Below are 22,545 nucleotides of genomic sequence, written 5' to 3'. Positions count from 1 at the left end.
GAATGACAGCAGTGCCAGGACCCGCTTGAACACAGGCCCCCGACTTGGGACCCTTCTGTTAATAGGGACCACCGCCCTCAGTGGCTTTGCAGCCTGGGGTGGGCAGAAATTTCTGGTGGAGAGGCATCAGCCCCTAACGCCGGATCGATCGGCAGCGCAACTCTGGACGACCTACCGCTGGGCGATCGATCCCCAGCAGCGCCGGGAAGCCGCGCTGTTGATGGCTGCACAAACTGGCTCCTACGACGTCTTGCAAAGCCAGGCTTGGGGAACGAGCCCGCTCGGAGCGGTGGCCCTAGAACTCGAGGCGGAAACGGCCACCAGACGGGGAGACCAAAGCCATTCCCGGAAGCTCTGGGACGACCTGCTCAAACGATTCCCACATTCAGCTGCATCCGCATCGGCTCGACGCGTTCTAGGGGACCAAAACCCAGCACTGCATCAAGACCTACTGAAGAAACAGCCAAGCCATCCTGCGGCGCTGAGTGTGGCGGAATCGATGGTTCCAAATTCCACAATCGGCTATCAGGGAGCGATTCACCTTGCCCGTTGGGGAGCGCGTTGGCCAGGTGCGTTCAAGCGCATCAGCCAGGCATGCAACGACCACAGTTCAATCGCGCCAACGACAAAAGATCGCCAATGGCTTGCTCGGGGATTAGCCAGCCTTGGGGATGGCCCTGGAGCACTGCAGTGCCTTCAACACCAACAACCTGGGTCAACCTCCCAACCTTCAAGTGAACCCTCCACACAACTCGCGATTGGACAAGCCTTACTTCGAGGCGGACATACCGAAGAGGGGACGGAACTTCTCCTGAACTTGACGCGTAATCTCCCGGAGGCTTCGGCCAGCGTTGAAGCCGCGCGACTACTGAGTGAACCTGTACGACCTTCGCCTGAGGTGCTCGATGCCATTCCGGTATCCGTTCAAAATCGTTCCGGGGCCCTGGCGGCAGCACGCGTTCGACTAGCCAACGGGGAGGGTGGCGAGGACGTTCTGCAGCGCTGGCCGGATGATCCAGACGTCTGGCAACTGCAATGGGACCTTGCCAGAGAGGCCCTGTTATCGGCGAACTGGGATCGAGCCAAAACCATCCTGACCCGTGAACCAAGCGCACAAGCATTGCCCGATCCCCTGGAAACCCGGCGGCTGTACTGGCTTGGCTGGAGCGAAGCACAGCTGGGGGATCCAAAGCGTGCCAGAACGATCTGGCAGCTGCTAATCAGCCAGTTCCCCCCTGGCTATTACCACTGGCTTGCGAGCGAAGCACTTGGAGACGCCACACCCCTAAACCTGACAGGAGCTCCAACACCAACCCAATCGCAGCTGATGTCTTGGGCCCCTTTAAACAGTGCTCAATCCTTCGTCAACACGCTTTGGCGTCTTGGGCTGAAGAGACAGGCCTGGGAGACTTGGCGCAGCGGGATCGACCCCAACACCCCACAACCCAAACCAGAACAATTGGTCGAAGGCAGGCTTCGCTTAGCGGTTGGAGACAGTTGGATGGCTCTCGATCAACTGCGGTGGCTCAGCCTGCGTTGGCGGTCGGCTAGCTGCCGTGAACGAATCGACCTCCACCACAGCCAGCACCCGAAAATTTTTAAAGAGGTCCTCCATCCAGCAGCGAGCGCGCAGCAGCTGCCTCTCGAGCTGCTCTTGGCTGTGAGCAAACAAGAATCTCGCTTCTCGTCAGGCGTGACCTCCACTGCGGGAGCGATTGGTCTGATGCAATTGATGCCCGCCACCGCCAGAGACGTCGCTGAAGCCCCGCTTACAGAGGACGAAATCAGAGAGCCGAAGCAGAACGCCGCACTGGGTGCCGCCTACTTGCGGCAACTGCTTTCGCATTGGCGGGGAGATCCCTTTCGAAGCATCGCCAGCTACAACGCTGGGCCTGGAGCTGTGGGGTCATGGTCTACGCAGGGCCTCAACGATGCACCTGCCCTGTGGGTAGAACGCATTCCCTATCCAGAAACGCGGTATTACACCAAAAAAGTTCTCGATAATTTCTTTGGCTATCTAGGCAGGGACAAGCGTTTTTGCGAACCAACCCTGAACGGGATTGGGCAAGACATGCCCTAAACCAATTCCAGAGAACACAATGACGGCCATCAACAACACCGACGTTGATGGCCTTAGGGAAATCCCAATGCGTGCGAGATCAAGACGAGCTAAAAGCACCGCAGAGGTCAACACCAAAAGATCACTCAGCATGTTGAGAAACAGCACATAAATGCCCACGGTCACCACAACAAAAAGGTTGACCACCAAGGTCATGAAGCGGCTGTAAGCCATCAACATTGAAAACTGCCGCATCACCAGGGACGGAATCGTGCACACCACTACAACGGTGAACACCTGCAGCAGCTCAAGAGACCAAAACATTGCAGGACTAATGCCCCGCGCGTTACTGAACAGGGGTTGGACGAGATTCCAGTGATTGCCCAAGACCACGGCAACACAAAACAGCAACGTCAGGAACGGTGCCCGCACCGGCAGGCTCAGCAAACGCAACAAAGCCATGGGCTAACGCTAAGCCCGTTGCCTTGAAGTAGCTGCCAAAGTGACGTCACTTGCACACGACTGATGACCGGTAGCCCTCAGCCCATGCCGCTGGGCCGGCTTCAGCAAGTTGTCCTCGTGGTGATCGCAGTCGCACTGGCCATTGGACTGCTCTTCATGCGGGGAGGGATCCAAAGTGAAACCCCGATGGAACAACTCGCGCGGCGCTCGGTTGAACCGGAGGTTGCTCTCACCAACGGCAAACCAACGTTGATCGAGTTCTACGCCGATTGGTGCCAAGTGTGTCGGGAAATGGCCCCAGCGATGCTGGAGCTTGAGCGATCGACGCAAAACCGTCTTGACGTTGTTTTGGTGAATGTTGATAACCCACGTTGGCAAGACCTGGTGAATCGCTACGAAGTGAATGGGATACCCCAACTCAATTTGTTTTCGGCAGACGGCCAACCCCGCGGCAAATCGATTGGTCTACGAAAACTGGAGGAACTAACAGCCATAAGTGCGGCACTGATTAATGATCAACCGCTACCGCAATTTCGAGGCGTGGGAAGCGTCAGCAGCCTCGAGGGTGAGAGCACGTTGCAAGCATCGGTGGCGCAAACCGGTCCTCGAAGCCACAGCTGACTTGAGAGAGTTCGGCTCTGTCGCCATGATCAGTACACAATGATGATCTGCTAGCTCCATGGATCCCCGCTTCCGGGTCGACCTCATCGCGGCAACCCCAAATCCCCAACAGTGCGTCTACGTGGGGATGCACCAGGACTACAGCGAGGGTTTTGTTGCAGCCGACCGCGAACAATGGCCCGACGAAACCAAAGCGGGCGAAATCTGCGTCAAGCGTCTGCTGGCTGGGGAGCGAGGCCACTACGGCCCCATGGAGCATGCCCAGATCGTTTTAAACGTTGGCTGGTTTCCTCATTCCGTGATGCAACAAGCGCGGACCCACCGGGTGGGCGTGAGCTTTGATGTGCAGTCGATGCGATATACCGGCGAACGCATCTGCAGGGCTGCAGCTGGTGAACTCGACCTCGAGGAGGTGTTTTATTTGCGCCCGTTGGGGCAATACAGCAACCGCCAAGGCAAGAAATATGCATACAGCCAAGCTGAACGGGATAAAGATCTCCATCACTGCAAAATCAGCGCTGATCGATACCAAGAATTACTCGAAGCAGGCTTCGCAGAAGAACATGCGCGCGGGATTCTCCCTTTCGACTATCGGCAGCATTTTGTGGTGAGCTTTACCCTCCGGGCCTTCCTGCATTTCATGGATCTGAGGGCCAAACTCGATGCTCAACAAGAAATCCGCGAGCTTTGCGATCTAATGTGGCCCCATCTTCAAGCCTGGACGCCAGAATTTGCCGCTTGGTATGAAAAAACTAGGCTCCATAAAGCCAGACTTGCACCTTAAACAATCACATGAAATATTATATCTAAATAGTAATTAAATTTTTAGCTCAAACAATTTATACCTTTGCGAGGGTAACGCGTTCAGGCTGATGTTGATATTTTCCTTCGCGGTCGCTATACGTCGTAGCGCAAGGTTCGCCTTCAAAAAACAACAACTGACAGATACCTTCATCTGCATAAATGCGGCAATCAGCTCCTGAGCTGTTACTGAACTCAAGGGTGAGATGACCTTCCCAACCAGCCTCCGCTGGTGTGGTATTCACGATGATCCCGAGACGAGCATAAGTACTTTTTCCAAGACAAATCACAGTGATGTTGGGAGGGACTTTCATCTTCTCCAAGGCCACACCTAGGCCATAGGAATGGGCCGGAAGTATGAAATAACGGCCATCTTCATCTTCATGCAACGGTGTGGGCTCAAGATTGGCTGGATTGAACCGCTTCGGATTCATCACCGTGCCAGGCACATGCCTGAAAATCAAAAACTCTTGTGATGACAGACGAAGGTCATAGCCATAGGACGAACATCCAAAGCTGAGCACAGGATTCTCACGCTTCTCCGGGTCGAGATGACGCACCAATCCCGACTGAAACGGCTCGAGCATGCCCTGCCCAGCTTGTTCCGTAATCCAACGATCACACTTGAGCATCAGAAACCTCGGCGTAGTTCCGTGACTTGATCAGCCATCTCAACAACATTGGCGGGGATAGCAGGACCAGTGATGATCACATCCATCGAGCCTGGTCGTTGTTCAAGAGCTGAAAGCACTTCAGCTTCATCGATGTAACCAAAGCCGATGGCCAAGCCAATCTCATCGAGAACAAGTTGATCTAGATCACCGGTGATGAGGTGTTGACGGCAAACCGCCCAGACGGCTTGAACCGCATCGCGACAGCCTTCCAAGTTCGGCTCAGCAACACAGGCCGGAACAGCTGGCCGCAACCAAACGAGCCCCCCACATAACTGCACACGACCTGATGGCCCCTGTTGCACACCACCCTTCAAAAACTGACTGATCAGGACGCGGCTACCAAGACCTGCTGCGCGAACCGCTTGGCTCAACACACTGGAATAACTTCCGCGATAAGAAGCTGTATGCACCTGGAGCTGACCTTCTGGAGCAACCAGATGCAAGGCAGGCGGCGGTGCAAGAGCATCGGGAACAGGCCACAAACCACCACGTTCAGTGACACGGTGATCGCCTTCAAGAGAACGGATCTCCTGAGATTGATGGCGGTCGGTCAGGCTTGCGATCATCGGATCAGGTCACACCGGGACAACCCGGAAGACCTTGAATGTAGCGGCGTTATGCCATTCAACAAGGCATCCGACGCTACCTATGGTGGCTCAAGCGCAAAGAGAAGGGAACTGCGAGGCTGATGTGACTTCTTCTGTGCCATGAGCGATCCATCCCGAGCCCGAGCCGATGGCCGCTGTCGCAATGATCTGCGGCCGTTTTCTGTGACTTGGGATCCGATGGGGTTCGCCTTGAGTTCAGTCACTGTGAGAACCGGTCGAACAACTGTTCTCTGCAGCGTTTGCCTCGATGACAACGTGCCGCGCTGGCGTCGAGGCGAGGGGCTTGGGTGGCTCAGTGCTGAATACCGCCTACTACCCGGCTCAACACCGCAACGGCAGGGGCGTGAGTTGATGAAACTGTCTGGCCGCACCCAAGAAATCCAACGTTTGATCGGGCGCAGCCTCCGGGCGGCGGTCGATATGGCAAAGCTGGGAGAGCGAACCTTGCTGATCGACTGCGACGTCATTGAAGCGGATGCCGGCACCCGAACAGCAGCCATCACAGGGGCCTGGCTGGCGTTGCAGCGGGCCTGTAGCCGTCTTGTTTCCCAAGGAATTCTCGAGAGTTCACCTCTTCAAAGCCAAGTTGCTGCAGTCTCCGTTGGGTTAGTGGATGGCCAGGCCCTACTCGATCTCGACTACAGCGAAGACAGTCGAGCTGAGGTCGATCTCAATGTGGTGCAAGCGGACGATGGTCGACTGCTCGAAGTGCAGGGCACGGCCGAAGGCGCGCCCTTCAGCCGTGCCCAGTTGGATGAACTCCTGGATCTAGCTGAACCCGGGCTCAAGCAACTCATGCAGGCACAGCGAGAGGCTTTGGCTTCTGACTGAACAACCAATGAGTAATAACCGCTACATGACACATCCAGACAGATCCGTAGCTTTCAGCGCAGTCGCGGACAAGCCATGAGCAGCAGCACTGGTTTTACCCGCTATGCGCCTACTAGCACTGCGGCAGCAACCGCTCAGCCAGCAGGCCCTCGCTCGTTGATGGAGGTGATTCGAGGGCTGGAGGGTGCCAGCACTGAAATGGTGGAGCGCAATAAAACAATTTTTTTCCCAGGAGACCCTGCCGAACGCGTTTATCTGATTCGACGGGGCGCGGTGCGCCTTTCAAGGGTTTACGAATCCGGTGAAGAAATCACCGTTGCTCTGCTCAGGGAAAACAGCCTGTTCGGTGTGTTGTCCCTACTCACAGGTCAACGCTCGGATCGTTTTTATCACGCAGTCGCCTTCACCCGCGTTGAGATGGTGACAGCACCAGCAACCTCGGTGCGCAATGCCATTGAAGCGGACACCACTGTTGGACTCAGGCTTCTTCAAGGCCTCTCCAGCCGGATCCTGCAAACCGAAACCATGATCGAAACGCTCACACATCGGGACATGTCGTCCCGACTGGTGAGTTTTTTACTAGTGCTGTGCCGAGACTTCGGAGTGCCTGATGAGTTGGGAATCACGATTGATCTCCGCCTCTCCCATCAGGCAATCGCAGAAGCCATTGGCTCAACCCGCGTGACAATCACGCGTCTGCTGGGAGACTTGCGTCAATCCGGTCTCGTCCAGATTGACCGCAAGAAAATCACCGTTCTCGATCCGATCGCTCTGGCCAAACGGTTTAGCTGATCGGATCTGCAGCCGAGGGCTAATGCCATGAGTGGCTGGCTGCTGATTTTGTCCCTGCTAATCCTCGGGGGGATTTTGTCCACCCTTGGCGATCGGCTTGGCAGCCGAGTGGGGAAGGCTCGTTTGAGCTTGTTCAATATGCGTCCACGCCGCACCGCCGTGGTGATCACGGTGCTCACTGGCAGCCTGATTAGCGCCCTCTCACTTGGCTTGATGCTTTTGGTGAGCCGGCAATTGCGGGTTGGACTGTTCGAACTCGATACTCTTCAAGCACGGCTGAAAGACAGTCGTGAACAACTGGATACAGCAGAACGCGAGCGCATCGAAGCCCGCAAGGCAACAGTGCGCATCGAAGCCGAACTCAAAGCTGCTCAACAACGGGCTCAGACCCTTCGGCAAGAGTTGGCCCCACTCCAGGAACAACGTTTAGCCCTCGAGGCCGACAGAGATCGTCTCAGCCGCGACATCGCAGCCCGAGACGTTGAGATTCAAAAAACCGAAGCCGAGCTCAACACGGTGCGCAACCGCATCCAATTGGGTGAAAAGGAGCTCAAGGACCTGGAACGCAATCTTGTCGCTCTTCGCCGCGGGGCTGTCGTTGTACGTAGTGGACAAGTGCTAGCCACCGCCACCGTTCGCATGGAATCACCCGGTCAAGCCAAACAGGTGGTGGATCGCCTGCTGCAAGAAGCCAATTTCAACGCTTACGGCAAAGTCTTGCCAGGCCAACCACCGGATCAACAGATCATTCGTGTTCCCCGTAGCGACGTGAAGCGCTTGCAGGGGATCATCAGCAAACCAGGCACCTGGGTGATCTCGCTGCGATCAGCGACCAACGTTCTTCGCGGAGAAACGGTGATTTATGCGTTCCCGGAGGTTCATCCGAATCGGTTGGTCGCCCAACAAGGGGACGTCCTCGCATCCGTGAGGCTTGATGCCAGCGAACGCAGTAACACGGCGATTCGCACCCGACTCAATCTGCTGCTTGCCTCGGCCTATGCGGAAGCCAAACGACGGGGCTCGCTCACGGCCGGCCTGCAATTCGATGGCCAAGCCTTAGCGCAACTGGGGCAAACCCTGATGGAGCGTCCGGAACAGGGGGTCACCCTGGAGGCCATCTCCACCCGCGACAGCAATAGTGCTGATCCAATCTTCGTCGCCGTGGAGTCGAACCCTTGAGCCGTCTGGTCGCACTCGATCCAGGACGCAGCAAATGCGGATTGGTGCTGATCGACAGCGAACACAATCGTGTTTTAGAAGGCAAGGTGGTGCCACCCCAAGCAGTGATGGCCTGGGTGGATCACTGGCATGAGCAGCGCAGCCTGGATCAAGTGATCGTTGGCGACGGGACGGGCAGTGCCCAGTGGCTTCAAGCCTTCAACAGATTTGCCAACGTTCAGTCCGTCAATGAGCGCGGCACCACCTTGAGAGCTCGCGACCGGTATTGGGATTTATGGCCAACCAAAGGCTGGCAACGTCTTCTTCCGAAAGGGTTAAGGCTTCCCCCAAACGAACTGGATGCAATCGCTGCCCTGGTGATGGCTGAAGATCACCTCAAGCAACGCTGTTCATGGCTTGGGCCACCCCCAAACTTCTCGCTTAAAACTTGGCCCGAACAGTAAAGCTGTAATCACCACCAGGCTCGAGGCGGTAATCGGTGCGCACCAGAAAACGGAACAGGGCATCTTGAATCAAGGCTCGTCCTAACGACGGTTCCACCGTGAGTTCTCCGCGATCAAACGCCCAATAGAACTGCCACTGAAAACCACCAGCAGCCACCTCACCCTCCACACACTGATCTTGAAAGCACTGACGCAAGACGCGGAGATGGGCTGTTGTGGCAGGGAGGGCCGCCATCAAGTCGCTGAAGGGGATTCATACCTGAATCCATTAATCCAAGTGCCAGCCCGTTCCATACCCTGCTTTTTCAGGCGATCTAAACCATCCAACACTGCATCTAAAACTGCATCAACACAGGGCTGTTCGGCTCGACTGAAGGGGCCAAGAACATGGGACACCGTGCGAGCTCGTCGTTCGGCTGGATTCTCTGCGGGAGCACCGATTCCAATGCGTAATCGAGGGAAGACCTGAGTTCCAAGATGCTGAATCGTGCTGCGGAGACCGTTGTGTCCCCCAGCACTTCCCTGCGCTCGCAGCCGCAACCGCCCGAGCGGGAGATCCATATCGTCGACGAGCAACACGATGTCTTCTGGCTGAAAGCCATACCAATCGAGGGCTGCGCGCACGGAACGTCCACTGTCGTTCATGAATGTTTGAGGCATGAGCAAGCGCAATCGCTGATCCCCAAACCCCATATCAGCCACCAGACCATGCAACTTGGCTTGTTGCCGAAAACTGAAGCCTTCTCTGAGCGCTAAACGCTCAAGAGCCATGAAGCCGATGTTGTGCCGGGTGCCGTCGTACTTCGATCCAGGATTTCCCAGACCAACCACAAGGCTGAGCTGTTGGGCCATCACGACGGATCAAGTCCCCGGAGGGGGCTCTTCATTGGCCTGTTGCTCGGTCGAAGGCAAGGCCTCTGGCTCAGCCATCGCCTTATTGATTTCACGCTCGAACTCCTTGGAGGCAGATTGAAATCCCTTCAAGGTTTTGCCGAGTGTTTTGCCGAGCTCGGGCAAGCGCTTCGGACCGAAAACCAGAAGTGCCACGGCGCCGATCACCGCCATCTCGGGAAGGCCGACGCCGAACACATTCATGGTTTCTAGTTAACCCAAGCCATTCCAATTGACATTGATGCCTTCAAGGATCAATGACTTGTTGTACAGCTGAAGGATCACGAGAAGGAACACGAGGAAAAGCACCATAAAGATGCCCATCACTGGCGTGGTGCCCCAACCGGGAACGACCTTGCCGTACTCGGAGTTCAGAGGGCGGAGGAGGTCTCCCAGACGGGTGCGTTGGGCCATGGCGACGCTTGGGTCTCGGGTTAAAGGAAGTGCCGATACTGTAGGGGCCAGCTCCGGTTAGGGGCTGGTCCTGCCGAAAGATTGTGATGGAAACGTCGTCCCCTGCCCTATCTGTTGCCCTCGGCGTCATGGCTGTTGTGCTTGGACTCACCGGCTTTGGCGTCTACCAAGCCTTCGGGCCACCGTCCAAAGAATTGGATGATCCGTTTGACGATCATGAAGACTGACGCAGCTGTAATTCCGCCAGTTCTCCGGGTGCAAGCATCATTTGATCAACGAATGGGTCGTGCGTCCCACGCCGAACCAGCCAATTGTGTCCTGGTCGCCAAAGGCAACGGGCAGGGCCTGCGTTGAGGACACGACAAGTGACCCCATCCCGATTCTTCTGAAGAGAAATGGGAGTGAGGCTGACGGGCAAGGCAGGAAACCATTGTTTTGCTCGTGCTGGTTGGGGTCCCCACCATCCCGGCTCCCGAAATGCGATCGCAGCCTGGGTGACGCCCGACGCGCTCCAGGAGCCGGCGATCGGCATCAATGCCATGCGCTGACGATGCCAACCGCGATCCGCGCTCGGGTCAGGCCAGGTTGGTCCTCGCAACAACGAAACACCCAGACGATCCGCGTCCCAATCGACGCCTTGGGGTCCATCGAGCAAAACCGCAAGACCACCGCCGGGGGCAGCGGCCTGGGATGCCGCCCATGAGATCACGGGCAATTCCCAACGGGCCATTTCCCTTGCAGTGACGGGTGATGCCGGGCGCTCAATCACGCCGCCACTGGTATCAGCCGCCACGCGCACAGCCGACCGAGCCAATGGCATGGTCAACCGCAACAGTTCGTGGCGTTGAGACCAGTTAATACTGCAAATCAACTCCAACCAAGGCCGATTCGCCATCAATCGCAAATCCATCCGCAAAGCACTGGAGCCAAACCGTCGTCTGAGCACCGCATGGGCCACCAATGGGCCTTGCTCAATCCACTGGAACCCATCCAGCACATCCACGCCTAAGGAATGCTCGCCGTAATCGGCGGCTAGATCCCAGGCATCCCAAAACTCACCCCGATCCTGATACCGCTCCAACCGCAGTGGTGCGGAGAGTTGATCACAACCTTGCGCATCTCGGACTTGAAGGATGCCCTCAGATGAGAAATCCAGCTCAATCAGGCCATTGCCCATCCGCCAGACATCGTCACCCAACTCCTGAATCACGACAGGGCCGATGGGCAATGGGGGGGCAACGGGCTCAGAAGGCTGTTGCTCAAGTGACACAGAACTGATGCCGCGCTGAAGCGGCAATTGCACCCACGTGCCTCCCACGGACGACGTCTGCTGAGGAAGGCGCTGGCCTTCCACACTCCAACAACCCTTCGGGAGGCGAAGCAAGGGCGACCAAGCTGACAAGGGTTGAAGCGCGCACCAGGACCAGTGCTGCCCCGACAACGCCTCGTTGCGGACCTGAAGCAGTCTTACAACGCTCAGATCGCGCTGTTGTTTGGCCTTCCGACGGGCATCGCGCCAGAGCGTCTCGGCCTGATCAAAGACCTCTGGAATTGATGTGCCGGGGAGGATGTCGTGAAATTGTTGAAACAACAGTGGTCGCCAATCGCTACCCGGCGACGCTTGGCCGCTGAGGGCGAGCAAGGCAGACGCACTATCCGCCTCACGCAGCAACCTCTCCAGAGTTTTGTTATGTCGCTTTTGATCAGGACGACTTGTTGCACAGCCACGGTGAAGCTCTAGATAGAGCTCATCGCGCCAAACCGGCCAATGCTCAGACGCCGGTTCAAGATCCGCCAAGAACTGGCGAACCGTGCCACTTCGCATGGATACAGCCGCAGAATTTGAATTCCAGAGCTGCATTTGTTCCAGCATTTCTTCCGTAGGACCACCACCGTGGTCGCCAACGCCTGGGATCCAGAGCGCTGAATCCCGACCGGTTTGATCCTGCCAACTGCGCTGCTCTTGGAGCATGTCCACCGGATCACCCCGCCGACCAATCGGGGGGAGCATCAGGCTGTTCACCTCATAGTTTCCACGGCTACGCCAGCGAAACAACCGATGCGGGAAAGGGTTAACAGCATTCCAAGCCAACTTGTGCGTACAAAACCAGCGCACCCCAGTCGCCGCAGCCACGGCCGGTAAACCTGCCCCAAATCCAAAGCTGTCGGGCAACCAAGCGAGGTGATGCGTCCAATCCGGAAAGGTGTCGTAGCTGTACTGCTGACCAAGTGAAAATTGCTGCCACAGCGATGCGGTACTCACCAGCACGCAATCGGTCTCGACCCATGGACCGTTAATCGGCTCCCATCGCCCCGCCTGACTGGCCGCTTGGATCTCAGCAAAGAGCGCAGGACGATGGTGCTGCATCCAGGCATACAAAGCCGGTGTGGAATGGGCAAAACGAAGTTCAGGCCAACGCCTCATCAAATCGAGGACCGAGCGAAATGTTCGTTCTGCCGCCTGCCACGTATCGGCCACAGGCCAAAGCCAAGCCAAATCGAGATGCGCATGGGAGATCCAGAGGATTTCGCCCGGGGTGGGCTCTGCAGCTTTGAGCTGTTGAACCACAGCCTGTAAAGCCACTGACCCGCTGGGCTCCAGCCCATTCCATTGCATCGGTAAATCCCCTCCTGCGGCCAAGTGCAACATCAGGGATTGAGGAACCAAGCTGAGATCCGTATCCAGATTTGGCGTATCTGGTTCAAGGTCCAAATCAGTGCTGATCAAGGCCCCGTCGTCATGGAGGGGGCTGCACAGTTCGAGCTGAAGATGAAGAGTGGCCCCCAATCGACACGACTCCGGCACACGCCAGCGGCAAGCCGTATCGAAAAGGTCTCCTTCATGGATCAGGACACCGTCGACCCAAAAGCGCATCTGCTCAGCCCACCAACTCATCCCCAAACGGGCATGACTGGCTTGCACCTGACTCCAGGCGCTTGGCCAGGCCAACTGTTGCTCCAAACGCACCCATTGACGGCCGCGAGGCCAGATCAGCAAACCCCGAGAAAACCAGTCAGGCCGGTGCTTCTTCCCCCACGCCTCCTCAATAAATGGCCTCGATTCCTGCGCGCCTGAACGGCGCCAATCACGACGCAAGTCGCGATGTGCACGACTGCGAAACGTTTCAATCCACTCCGATCGACCTACCGACATGGGGTACTTCCCGGTTGAGACCCTGTCATTCCCCATAGGATGATCGCTGTGTCAGACGCCGGTCGGTCTCCATGCTCGCCCTCAAGATCTCCGTTTACTCGGTCGTCTTCTTTTTTCTCGGCATCTTCGTCTTTGGCTTCCTGGCTAGTGACCCAAGCCGCACGCCAAGTCGCAAAGACCTCGAGGATTAGAACGATCCCGATCAGACCGCGCCAAGCACTGGTCTGATCGGCAACCATTCTTTGGCCCTGAGCTGTCACACTCACGGGCCGATGCAGTGATTCTTTGGCGGCGTCCCGCCTCGCTATTGCCCTCACGGGACTGCTGGCATCAGGGGTACTTTCGACAGGATTGTCGAGCCCTGTGGCAGCGGAGGATTTCCGTGTGAAATTGCCTGCCAGCGATGCAGACATTTCCTCAGATGGTGTGGCTTCTGCCAACGTTGAAACGGCCGTTGTCCCTGAGCAGCTCGAGCTAAAGGCCGACCGTCAGTTTTACGACAGCAAACGCAAAATCACCATTGCGGAAGGCAATGTGACAGCGCGGTTGGGTGAGGCCCAAATCCAAGCCGATCGCATTGAATTCGACACTGCGTTTCGCACACTTTTTGCACGTGGCTCCGTTCGATTGCGCCGCGGGAACCAGTATTTCCAAGCCTCTGTTCTGCGTTACAACCTCGTTCAAAACGAAGGTGAACTCGATGATGTCTATGGCGTGCTCGACCTGGAGGGCACGTCCTCAACGCTGCCAGCTCTTACAACAAAGCCAACAGTCGGTTCATCCTTAATAGAACCAAGCAGCCAAGTGGCCGAACGTGAGCCCCACAGCAGTGTGGAAGACGACAGCAGCATGGCCTGCACTCCGTTCTTGCCCCCCGTACCGGATTGGCACCCGCAGCCCTGGGCCGTCACCGCCTGGGGAGGGCAGATGATTGACGCCGCCTTTGGTGACACATTTCTGTTCAACGGCAGGATGCGCCCCGAAGCCGTGATGGGCGTTGGTTTGCAGAAACGCATTGCACGAGCTGGCCCCGTTGCCTTGGAACTCGAGGCTGATTTATTCAGCCATGTGGCAAAACAACAGCGTGGTGGGGAATACAACCAAGACACTCCTTACGCCGACTTACCCGCCCAAAGCTTCGGGGAAGGCGTGCTTGGTATCGGTGCTCGTCTGTGGGTTCAGCCCTGGCTGAGCTTCAGCCTGATGGAGGGCGTTAGCTACAACACCGATCAAAGCCTTTATGAAAAAACATTCAGAAAGAACTACTCACAACTTCTGAACTACCTGGGCTTTGAGCTCGAAGCGGCCGTTTCTCAAGACCTTTCACTGGTCGGACGGATTCATCACCGCTCAGGCGCATTCGGCACTTACAACGGCGTCACGGAAGGAAGCAACGCCTACCTATTGGGCTTGCGATACCGCTGGGGTCGCGACCTTCCCAGTTACGACGTGGCGGTCATGCCGCCGCCAGACGGCTGTCCAGATCCTGATCGGGATCAGCGCATCAATCCCAGTTCGTTGTCCGAACGCCTGGAATCAATTGCGCTTGGAGATGGCGGCCAACCGCAACAACATGTGCCACTGCAAAACAGCACAAAGCCAGCCGAGATCACTCCAGCCGAGCAGCAGGCCTTGCGAACGGCAGCCATTCAAACCATCGATCAGCGTGTCTCCGACATCGGCCTGACCGGTAGTTTTTCCATCGAACGCCGCAGCGGCGTTCCAGTCCGTCGCCTGAACTCATCTGTTCAAGATGAAAATCGCTTCGGCGTTGTGAAGGTGCCGCAGCTAAAACGCCTCGGCAGCGCCAAACTCCTGAATGGAACCATCAGTCGCTGGCGAATCCAGGCGAATCGCATCCGCATTACCGCCAAAGGCTGGCAATCGGAGCGGATGGGATTTAGCAACGACCCCTTCACGCCATCACAATCTCGGATCGATGCCGAGGGCGTGATTGCAAGGGAACAACCAAACGGCGACCTTCTGATCTCAGCACGTCGAAATCGGTTGATCATTGATGAACGACTGCCCATTCCAGTCACCCGACGCCAACTGATCGCGAAAGAAGAAGAAGTGGAAAACCGCTGGGTGATCGGTATTGACAACGACGATCGCGGTGGCCTCTTTATCGGACGAACCATTCCACCAATCACCATTGGCAACAGCACGGAATTGTCACTCGAACCCCAAGTGCTTGTGCAACGGGCTGCCAGTGATGGCGGCGAAAATTTGGGAGACGTTTTTGGCCTTGAAGCCAAATTGACGAGTCGAGTTGGCGGCTATCGACTCAACTCCGAAGCCGATATCAGCTCCTTTGATGGCGATGAGTTCCTTGATAACAGCCGTTACTGGGTCGACTTCGGTCGCAACGTTGATCTGGGATTTCTTGGGGAGGTTAAAACAAAATTATTCGGTGCTTATCGCTATCGCACCTGGAATGGTTCGCTTGGTGAAACCGACATCCAAGCTGCCTATGGCATTTATGGGGAAAAGAGTGGTGAATGGTCGCAAGGAGACATCACTCATCGCTATTTAGTTCGAGGAGCAGTTGGTGATTACTACGCAGATCGGTTCAGAAAACCACAGATGTTGCGTAGTGGACGTGGAAGTTTGTTTGCATCACTCACCAGCAACTTCCCCCTCTGGAAAGGGAAGAGCGCCGAACTAACTCCAACGCAGGCCTATCGATATTCGCCCGTTGCCATCGTTCCTGGGATCAGTTTGGCCACCAACATCAACAGCACGATTGCGATGTACAGCGAAGGCGCACAGCAATCAAGCCTCAGCTTTAGTGGTGGTCCGACGATCACCTTGGGCACGTTCAGTAAGCCATTCCTGGATTTCACCCAGATCTCTGTGATCGGAGGGGGCACTCTTAAGAACGGTGCAAGTCCATTTGAGTTCGACAGGATTGTGGACTTTGGCACCCTTGGAGTAGGAATTACGCAGCAGATTATTGGTCCGCTGATGTTTAGCACTGGAGTCAATTTGAACGTTGACCCAGGCTCGGCCTATTACGGAGAGGTGATCGACTCCAATTTCGAATTGCGCTGGCAGCGTCGTAGTTATGACATTGGTTTGTACTTCAATCCCTACGAGGGAATTGGAGGCGTACGATTCCGATTAAATGATTTCGATTTTAAAGGAACAGGTGTTCCATTCGTGCCATACGCCCCAACAGATTGGCTCAATCACAACAGCAAGAATCAACCCTACTAATTAATCTCCACCACCAATGATCAAATGGCTTCCTGTTAAGTTAGCCCCTGCAAAACGTATACCTTCGACCTGCACATTCGGCGCAAATGCATTGATGACCACAGCGTGACGTAGGTCTGCCTGCCTTAGGTCAACACCTGAGAGTTCGGCATTCGTGAGGTTGGCACCGCGCAAATCAGCGCCGGACAGCCGAGCGCCACTGAGATCAGCACCTTCCAGATTGGCGCCGCGCAAATCAGCATCCCGCAGGTCTGCCTGCCGCAGATCAGCACCGATGAGATGGGCATCCCTCAGGCTTTGGGATCGAAGATCACAGCGCGGACAATTGCGATCAAACCCCTTGTAGGGCTGCACCTCTAGAGGCAATGGAGACGAGATAGCAGGGGCAGCCGCAACCAGGGCAACCACACACAACTGAACATTCCGAAGAACACCGTTCACAGCTCCACCAAAAACACTTGTCTCATTCATAGACGAAAGAGACCCAGATTGCCATTAGCGCCTTACGAAATGATTGAGGTAAGGCATCCCATCCATCAACGTTTTCACCTTGGAGCTGTTGTCGAGCAACTGCGATGTTGCATCCCATCGCCCACTCCGCAGCATGTCCCTTGGGCCAGGATCCATGGTCACGTCCCAGCGATCTTGATCCGAAGCAAGCGCCATCTGATCAAGATCAAGCGTCCAATGCAGCGTCGCATCATCATTCACCAAAGCCTGAATCGCCAGAATTTGATCGGGCGATGCGGATGCACAGGGAATTCCTAAAGCTAGGCAATTGCCAAAGAAGATCTCCGCAAAACTGACACCAACAACGGCACGAATACCCCACCGCATCAATGCCTGAGGTGCATGTTCCCGGCTTGATCCACAGCCAAAATTACCATTCACAATCAAGATTGAAGCGCCTTTAAAACGTCCTTGATCAAAGGGATGCTCGCCAGCCAACTCAAGACGATCATCAGCAAAAACCTGATCACCGAGGGCATCAAAACTGACGCATTTCAGAAACCGAGCCGGGATGATTCGATCGGTATCAATATCCTCTCCTTGGATGATGAGAGCCGTGCCAGAAACATTCTGAACAGCACCATTTGGAAAAGTAGACATCAAGAGGCTGGGTGAAGAGCAAGGGTGCGGACATCAGTCACCCGGCCATGAATAGCCGCTGCAACGACCATCGCCGGACTCATCAACAGGGTCCTGCCACTTGCTGATCCCTGCCTGCCCTTGAAATTTCGATTGCTAGAGCTGGCGCTGATCTGGCGCCCCTCCAACCGGTCTGGATTCATGGCCAGACACATGGAACAGCCTGGTTCCCGCCATTCGAAACCAGCGGCAGAAAACACCTGATCCAGGCCTTCAGCCTCAGCCGCACGAGCCACCTGTTCGGAACCAGGCACGACGAAAGCCTTGACCCCTTTGGCCACCTGACGGCCACGGGCGACGGCTGCAGCGGTCCGAAGGTCACTTAACCGACCGTTGGTGCAACTACCGATGAAACACACATCAATGGGAACACCAGCGATGGGAGTGCCGGGCTGAAGATCCATGTAGCGATAAGCCTCCTGCGCGATCGGACGCTCACCGGGATCAAGCATCGACAGCGTTGGGACGCACTCATCAATCCCCAAGCCCTGACCCGGCGTAATGCCCCAAGTCACCGTTGGTGCAATCACCGTTGCATCGAAGACAACCTCATCGTCCACCTCAGCAGCGGCATCTGTTGCAAGAGATCGCCACCACTCCACCGCCGCAGCCCAAGCCGCACCGCTTGGGGCATGGGGGCGTCCCTCGAGGTAATCAAAAGTGGTCTGATCTGGATTGACATATCCACAACGCGCTCCACCTTCGATCGCCATGTTGCAGAGCGTCATTCTCTCTTCCATCGACAACGCTTCGATGGCCGAACCCGCGAACTCATAGGCATAACCAACTCCACCTTTGACGCCCAAGGTGCGGATCACATGCAGAACCAAATCCTTCGCAAAAACCCCAGCGGAAAGCTGTCCATTCACCAATATTCGTCGCACCTTGAGTTTGTTCATGGCCAGGCTCTGGCTGGCTAGAACATCCCTTACCTGACTCGTTCCGATCCCGAAGGCGATCGCTCCAAAGGCCCCGTGGGTGGACGTATGGGAATCGCCACAAGCAACGGTCATTCCCGGCTGGCTCAAACCGAGCTCAGGAGCAATCACGTGAACGATGCCCTGTCGACCACTCCCGATGCCGTTCAGAACGATCCCGCTCTCAGCGCAATTGCGTTCCAAGGTGCTGAGCATTTCCTCTGCCAAGGGATCGGCAAACGGACGCGCTTGAGAGGTCGTGGGAACAATGTGGTCCACCGTTGCCACAGTTCTTTCAGGGCAAGCGACTTTGAGCCCCTTGTCACGCAGGCCCGAGAACGCCTGGGGACTGGTCACTTCGTGAATCAAATGGAGACCCACGAACAATTGTGTGGACCCTCCGGGCAGGTCTGCCACCCGATGAAGGTCCCACACCTTGTCGTAGAGGGTGCCGGAACTCAACAGTGCTGCTGCAATGACTGACGACCTTACGACTGGGCCAGCAGGCGCAGACGCAGACGGTCGAGGGCACGAATCACGCTGAGCTGTTGCACCGCCGATCGACCCCGACGCGCGCCAAATCGCTGCACCCACGTGTCGCAGCCCTCTGGCCCCGCCAAGGCCAAACAAACCATGCCAACGGGCTTCTCAACGGTTCCTCCCCCTGGGCCCGCCACACCACTAATCGCGATGCCCCAGTCGCCATGAAACCGAGTGCGAAGACCCTCTGCCATCGCTTTCACCACTGGCTCCGAGACAGCACCATGCTGATCGAGCAAGGCCGCTGGCACGTCCAAAAGCCGTTGTTTCACAGCATTGCTGTAAGCAATCACGCCACCCGCAAACACGGCCGATGAGCCTGGCACCGCCGTAAGGGCAGCACCAAGGGAACCCCCCGTACAGGATTCAGCAACAGCCAAGGTTTGGCCTGCCTCCCCAAGCAATCGCAACACGACCGACGCCAGAGTGTCGTTATCCCGTCCGTAGCAGAACCGTCCTGTCCGTTGCAACAACTGCTCCTCCATGGGATGCAGCAAAGCCTCTGCTTGGCCAGGCGTGGATCCGGAGGCGGTCAACCGCAATGTCACATCACCCAATGCGGCATAGGGAGCCACGGTGGGGTTTGCAGATTTGAATAGATCACCCACCTGCTCTGCCAAATCAGACTCTCCAATTCCGGTGAAATGAAGCCTTCGACTCACAAACGCAGAGGAGGCGCCACCGTTCTGACGGAACCACGGTTCCGCTGTCTCCTCCCACATGCTCCTCATCTCCGAGGGGACTCCCGGAAAAGTGAGGATTGTGAAGTCGGGACAAGGGGACCAAATCATCCCCGGAGCAGAGCCCAGCGAGTTAGGTAAAACCTTTGCACCAACTGGCAAGAACGCCTGTGATCGATTACTGGCAGCCACGGGACGACCACCCGCAGACAACTTGGACTGAATCTCTTGCCAGAGTTCTGGACGCTCTTCAAGGGGGGTGTCAAACGCCGCGGCCAAAGCCGCGGTGGTGAGGTCATCAGGAGTCGGCCCTAACCCTCCAGTTGTGATCAGAATCCGGCACCGCCCAGCGGCCTCATGCACAGCGGAGATCAGCCGCTCGGTGTTGTCGCCCACAACGGTCTGGCGAAAATGCGGAAGGCCTAGATCCGCCAGCCTCTGTGCCAACCAACGAGCATTGCCATTGAGGATGTCACCCAACAGCAACTCCGTGCCCACACACAAAATTTCGACGCCGGTCTTAGCCATGGGGATTACCGGGCGGGGTTGATCCACCAGCAATGCCCGGCGGAGTGGCCTCTCGCAAAGCCTTTTCAGCTTGCAGTTGACGGCGACTCACGACCACCGTCGCGACAAGAATCGCCGTCGCTAAAGCCAACCAGAGAAAACGCATTTCCGCATCCACCATCACTAAAGCGATGGATGCCAACCACTGGGTAAACACGTAAATCAGCAGGACAGTTCGTCGGTGACTGAAACCCGCCCTGAGCAAGCGGTGATGAAGATGACGGCGATCTGGATAAAACGGGGATCTGCCTTCCCGCAACCGACCCATGATCACTGCCGACATATCCGCTAACGGCAAGGAGAGGATCAGCAATGGCAACAACAAGCTCACCGTGGTGAGGCCCTTCGCCGGGCCAACAATGCTGATAGAGGCAAGGGTGAAGCCAAGGAAATAAGAACCGCCATCCCCCATAAAAATTCTGGCCGGATTGGAGTTATGTCGCAAAAAGCCCAAACAACACCCAGCCAATGCCGCCGCTAGGAAACCTGCCGCAACTTGATGCAACGAAAAGCTGACGGACACCAAACCGATGGCCGCAATCCCGGCAACACCTGCGGCAAGACCATCCAAACCATCAAGCCAATTAATGGCATTGGTGATGCCCACCAACCAAATCACCGTGGCCAACAAACTGAGGCCATCGGAGAGATGGATCGCTGAGCCGGTGGAGCTAATCCAGGGCAAATCAATGGCACCAATGCGAACCCCCTGGCTCCAGATTGCTGAGGCCACAAGGATTTGACCGGCCAATCGGGGCCATGGTGATAGGGCATACAGATCGTCGGCCAAGCCGATCAGGAAAAAACAGAGCGAACCAGCGAGGGTGCTCCAAATCAGCTGATCCCGTTCGGGAGCCACGAGGCCAAAGCCTCCCAGAAGCCAAATGGCCGACAACGACAAGACAAATCCGCTGACCATCGCGATGCCACCAACACGCACGATCGGGGTGCTGTGTTGCTTGCGAGCATCAGGCTGGTCGGTGAAACCAAAGCGAAGACCGAGACGTCTCACCAGGGGAACAAACCCGATGGTGAAACCAGCTGCCACCAGGAAACTCACCGTGGCAACCACAATCGGGCTGGCTGGGAGGTTCACTGAGGCTCCTGAAATGAAACGGCTCGCCGAGTTAACGCTGCCCAAATCTTAGGGAGCTTCAACTGGGGACACCATCGCGATTTGATGACGTCACAGCAACATCCGTCACACAAGCGCAGGCTGCTTGCAGTCGGCGTAAAGAGGGAAGCGGGTGCAAAGAGTGGACACGCGCTCAAGACAGCGCTGACGCATCGCATCGTCCTCAGGGTGATGCAAGCGGTCGGCAATCACATCCGCCACCTCCTTAAACGCGGCAAGATCAAAACCGCGTGTGGTGAGTGCAGCGGTACCTAGACGAAGTCCACTCGTCACAAACGGAGATTCCGGATCGAAGGGCACGGTGTTCTTGTTGGCCGTGATGTGCACATCACTCACAAGCAGGTCAGCCACCTTGCCCGTCATCCCAATCGAGCGTAAATCGAGCAACACAATGTGGTTGTCGGTTCCACCACTCACCACGTCAATTCCCCGTGAAATCAACTGCTCTGCCAAGGCTCCGGCATTGGCCACCACATGCTGGCTGTAAGTTTTGAACGACGGTTGAAGCGCTTCTCCAAAAGCAACAGCCTTGGCCGCGATTACATGTTCCAAAGGGCCGCCTTGCGTGCCTGGAAAGACAGCTTTGTCGAACTTCTTGGCAAACTCTGCATCCCGACAAAGGATCAAACCGCCCCGAGGCCCGCGCAAGGTTTTGTGGGTCGTGGTGGTAACAACATCGCAGTGGGGAACTGGACTGGGATGGACACCAGCCGCCACCAGACCGGCGATATGTGCCATATCGGCCAGCAAAAAGGCTCCAACTTCATCAGCGATGGAGCGGAACGCCGCAAAATCGATCGTGCGCGGATAAGCCGAGTAGCCACAAACAATCAGTTTTGGTTTGTGCTCGATAGCAAGCTTTCGGATCGCCTCCATATCGAGGCGCTGGGTTGTTGGGTCAACGCCGTACTGAACAACGTTGAACCATTTACCGCTCACGTTGACGGGCGATCCATGGGTGAGGTGACCGCCATGGGAGAGATCAAGACCCATGATCGTGTCGCCAGGCTTCAACAACGCCAGAAACACCGCGAAGTTGGCCTGCGCACCACTGTGGGGCTGGACGTTGGCCCATGCAGCATCGAATAACTGCTTAGCGCGTTCGATCGCCAAGGTTTCGATCGCATCAACGTGCTCGCATCCGCCGTAATAACGCTTGGCGGGGAGGCCCTCGGCATATTTGTTCGTAAGCACAGAACCCTGCGCTTGCATCACGGCTTGCGACGCAAAATTCTCGCTGGCAATGAGCTCAAGATGCGTTTCCTGACGATGACGCTCCTGGTCAATCAGACGGGAAATCTCGGGGTCAGCCGAAGCCAGACCTGCATTAATGGCCCGTTCGGAGACCTGGCTCATGGGGAAAGGACGTAACCGGTATACCAATCGTAAGAAACGGTTCTTGGATCGGG

At 56.4% G+C, this 22,545-nt stretch carries 24 protein-coding genes; 10 read left to right on the top strand and 14 right to left on the bottom strand.

Annotated elements, in window-relative coordinates; translation table 11 throughout:
• Positions 1–25: 25 nt before the first annotated feature.
• On the top strand, positions 26–2,080 hold the full coding sequence (locus BL107_RS03130) for a lytic transglycosylase domain-containing protein (RefSeq protein ID WP_037987977.1): 2,055 nt from the start codon (positions 26–28) through the stop codon (positions 2,078–2,080).
• On the opposite strand, the gene BL107_RS03125 is transcribed toward BL107_RS03130, so the two are convergent.
• Positions 2,018–2,521 carry a hypothetical protein gene (locus tag BL107_RS03125; RefSeq protein ID WP_009788816.1) on the bottom strand — a complete coding sequence of 168 codons (504 nt, stop codon included), beginning with the start codon at positions 2,519–2,521 and terminating at the stop codon, positions 2,018–2,020. The two genes, BL107_RS03130 and BL107_RS03125, sit on opposite strands and share 63 nt — an antisense overlap.
• A 63-nt stretch (positions 2,522–2,584) precedes the next feature.
• Here BL107_RS03125 and BL107_RS03120 point away from each other — a divergent pair, with 63 nt between their 5' ends.
• Both BL107_RS03120 and thyX read left to right on the top strand, forming a co-directional pair.
• Positions 2,585–3,142 (top strand): thioredoxin domain-containing protein, encoded by a 558-nt coding sequence (locus BL107_RS03120; protein WP_009788815.1) that lies wholly within the window; start codon positions 2,585–2,587, stop codon positions 3,140–3,142.
• 58 nt (positions 3,143–3,200) lie between these two features.
• Entirely contained in the window at positions 3,201–3,926 is a 726-nt protein-coding gene (gene thyX, locus BL107_RS03115; RefSeq protein ID WP_009788814.1) for an FAD-dependent thymidylate synthase, read from the top strand.
• Positions 3,927–3,981: 55 nt separating this feature from the next.
• On the opposite strand, the gene dcd is transcribed toward thyX, so the two are convergent.
• Together dcd and BL107_RS03105 are read right to left on the bottom strand one after the other, a co-directional pair.
• The gene (dcd, locus tag BL107_RS03110) at positions 3,982–4,575 is read right to left on the bottom strand and encodes a dCTP deaminase (RefSeq protein WP_009788813.1); all 594 of its coding nucleotides are present in this window, start codon (positions 4,573–4,575) and stop codon (positions 3,982–3,984) included.
• On the bottom strand, positions 4,575–5,183 hold the full coding sequence (locus BL107_RS03105; RefSeq protein WP_009788812.1) for a cob(I)yrinic acid a,c-diamide adenosyltransferase: 609 nt from the start codon (positions 5,181–5,183) through the stop codon (positions 4,575–4,577). Before BL107_RS03105 ends, dcd begins: the two co-directional genes overlap by 1 nt.
• 141 nt (positions 5,184–5,324) lie before the next feature.
• Between BL107_RS03105 and rph the strand changes: the two genes are divergently transcribed.
• The 4 genes from rph to BL107_RS03085 all read left to right on the top strand — a co-directional run bounded on the left by rph (position 5,325) and on the right by BL107_RS03085 (position 8,470).
• Positions 5,325–6,056, top strand: coding sequence for a ribonuclease PH (rph, locus tag BL107_RS03100; RefSeq protein ID WP_009788811.1), 732 nt, complete (start codon positions 5,325–5,327; stop codon positions 6,054–6,056).
• A 75-nt stretch (positions 6,057–6,131) separates the two neighbouring features.
• Positions 6,132–6,848 carry a global nitrogen regulator NtcA gene (ntcA, locus tag BL107_RS03095; RefSeq protein WP_009788810.1) on the top strand — a complete coding sequence of 239 codons (717 nt, stop codon included), beginning with the start codon at positions 6,132–6,134 and terminating at the stop codon, positions 6,846–6,848.
• 27 nt (positions 6,849–6,875) lie between these two features.
• Positions 6,876–8,027: a DUF3084 domain-containing protein gene (locus tag BL107_RS03090; protein WP_009788809.1), complete on the top strand. Its 1,152-nt coding sequence runs from the start codon at positions 6,876–6,878 to the stop codon at positions 8,025–8,027.
• On the top strand, positions 8,024–8,470 hold the full coding sequence (locus BL107_RS03085) for a resolvase (protein ID WP_009788808.1): 447 nt from the start codon (positions 8,024–8,026) through the stop codon (positions 8,468–8,470). Before BL107_RS03090 ends, BL107_RS03085 begins: the two co-directional genes overlap by 4 nt.
• Here BL107_RS03085 and BL107_RS03080 read toward each other — a convergent pair.
• The 4 genes from BL107_RS03080 to psbH are packed head-to-tail and all read right to left on the bottom strand — an operon-like array spanning position 8,448 to position 9,775.
• Positions 8,448–8,705, bottom strand: coding sequence for a DUF3146 family protein (locus tag BL107_RS03080; protein ID WP_009788807.1), 258 nt, complete (start codon positions 8,703–8,705; stop codon positions 8,448–8,450). The genes BL107_RS03085 and BL107_RS03080 overlap by 23 nt on opposite strands.
• Complete coding sequence (pth, locus tag BL107_RS03075) at positions 8,705–9,322, bottom strand: aminoacyl-tRNA hydrolase (protein WP_009788806.1); 618 nt, start codon at positions 9,320–9,322, stop codon at positions 8,705–8,707. Before pth ends, BL107_RS03080 begins: the two co-directional genes overlap by 1 nt.
• Positions 9,323–9,331: 9 nt before the next feature.
• Positions 9,332–9,565, bottom strand: coding sequence for a TatA/E family twin arginine-targeting protein translocase (locus BL107_RS03070; RefSeq protein ID WP_009788805.1), 234 nt, complete (start codon positions 9,563–9,565; stop codon positions 9,332–9,334).
• A 9-nt stretch (positions 9,566–9,574) separates the two neighbouring features.
• Positions 9,575–9,775, bottom strand: coding sequence for a photosystem II reaction center phosphoprotein PsbH (psbH, locus tag BL107_RS03065; protein ID WP_006849996.1), 201 nt, complete (start codon positions 9,773–9,775; stop codon positions 9,575–9,577).
• 86 nt (positions 9,776–9,861) lie between these two features.
• Between psbH and psbN the strand changes: the two genes are divergently transcribed.
• Positions 9,862–10,002 carry a photosystem II reaction center protein PsbN gene (gene psbN / locus BL107_RS03060; RefSeq protein ID WP_011360825.1) on the top strand — a complete coding sequence of 47 codons (141 nt, stop codon included), beginning with the start codon at positions 9,862–9,864 and terminating at the stop codon, positions 10,000–10,002.
• On the opposite strand, the gene BL107_RS03055 is transcribed toward psbN, so the two are convergent.
• Positions 9,990–12,929: a glycoside hydrolase family 38 C-terminal domain-containing protein gene (locus tag BL107_RS03055; RefSeq protein ID WP_037987976.1), complete on the bottom strand. Its 2,940-nt coding sequence runs from the start codon at positions 12,927–12,929 to the stop codon at positions 9,990–9,992. The two genes, psbN and BL107_RS03055, sit on opposite strands and share 13 nt — an antisense overlap.
• Before the next feature lie 71 nt (positions 12,930–13,000).
• On the opposite strand from BL107_RS03055, the gene BL107_RS12135 reads away from it, so the two are divergent.
• Together BL107_RS12135 and BL107_RS03045 are read left to right on the top strand one after the other, a co-directional pair.
• Positions 13,001–13,120 carry a photosystem II reaction center protein I gene (locus BL107_RS12135; RefSeq protein ID WP_006042333.1) on the top strand — a complete coding sequence of 40 codons (120 nt, stop codon included), beginning with the start codon at positions 13,001–13,003 and terminating at the stop codon, positions 13,118–13,120.
• Between the two features lie 172 nt (positions 13,121–13,292).
• Positions 13,293–16,148 carry a DUF3769 domain-containing protein gene (locus BL107_RS03045; protein ID WP_009788800.1) on the top strand — a complete coding sequence of 952 codons (2,856 nt, stop codon included), beginning with the start codon at positions 13,293–13,295 and terminating at the stop codon, positions 16,146–16,148.
• Here the strand turns inward: BL107_RS03045 and BL107_RS03040 are convergent, their stop codons facing one another.
• The 6 genes from BL107_RS03040 to glyA all read right to left on the bottom strand — a co-directional run bounded on the left by BL107_RS03040 (position 16,149) and on the right by glyA (position 22,492).
• Positions 16,149–16,619 carry a pentapeptide repeat-containing protein gene (locus BL107_RS03040; protein ID WP_009788799.1) on the bottom strand — a complete coding sequence of 157 codons (471 nt, stop codon included), beginning with the start codon at positions 16,617–16,619 and terminating at the stop codon, positions 16,149–16,151.
• Between the two features lie 24 nt (positions 16,620–16,643).
• Positions 16,644–17,258, bottom strand: a complete 615-nt coding sequence (locus tag BL107_RS03035; RefSeq protein ID WP_009788798.1) for a 3-isopropylmalate dehydratase small subunit 2 — start codon at positions 17,256–17,258, stop codon at positions 16,644–16,646.
• A complete protein-coding gene (gene leuC, locus BL107_RS03030) occupies positions 17,258–18,676 on the bottom strand; it encodes a 3-isopropylmalate dehydratase large subunit (RefSeq protein WP_009788797.1) in 1,419 nt (472 codons plus the stop codon). Before leuC ends, BL107_RS03035 begins: the two co-directional genes overlap by 1 nt.
• Before the next feature lie 26 nt (positions 18,677–18,702).
• Positions 18,703–19,962 (bottom strand): competence/damage-inducible protein A, encoded by a 1,260-nt coding sequence (locus tag BL107_RS03025; RefSeq protein WP_009788796.1) that lies wholly within the window; start codon positions 19,960–19,962, stop codon positions 18,703–18,705.
• Complete coding sequence (locus BL107_RS03020) at positions 19,955–21,097, bottom strand: glycosyltransferase family 4 protein (protein WP_009788795.1); 1,143 nt, start codon at positions 21,095–21,097, stop codon at positions 19,955–19,957. The genes BL107_RS03025 and BL107_RS03020 overlap by 8 nt, the downstream gene beginning before the upstream one ends.
• A 105-nt stretch (positions 21,098–21,202) precedes the next feature.
• Positions 21,203–22,492 carry a serine hydroxymethyltransferase gene (gene glyA, locus BL107_RS03015; protein ID WP_009788794.1) on the bottom strand — a complete coding sequence of 430 codons (1,290 nt, stop codon included), beginning with the start codon at positions 22,490–22,492 and terminating at the stop codon, positions 21,203–21,205.
• Positions 22,493–22,545 lie beyond the last annotated feature (53 nt).

It is taken from the genome of Synechococcus sp. BL107 (assembly GCF_000153805.1).
Taxonomy (GTDB): domain Bacteria; phylum Cyanobacteriota; class Cyanobacteriia; order PCC-6307; family Cyanobiaceae; genus Parasynechococcus.
This window is presented reverse-complemented; position numbering and strand designations above follow the sequence as displayed.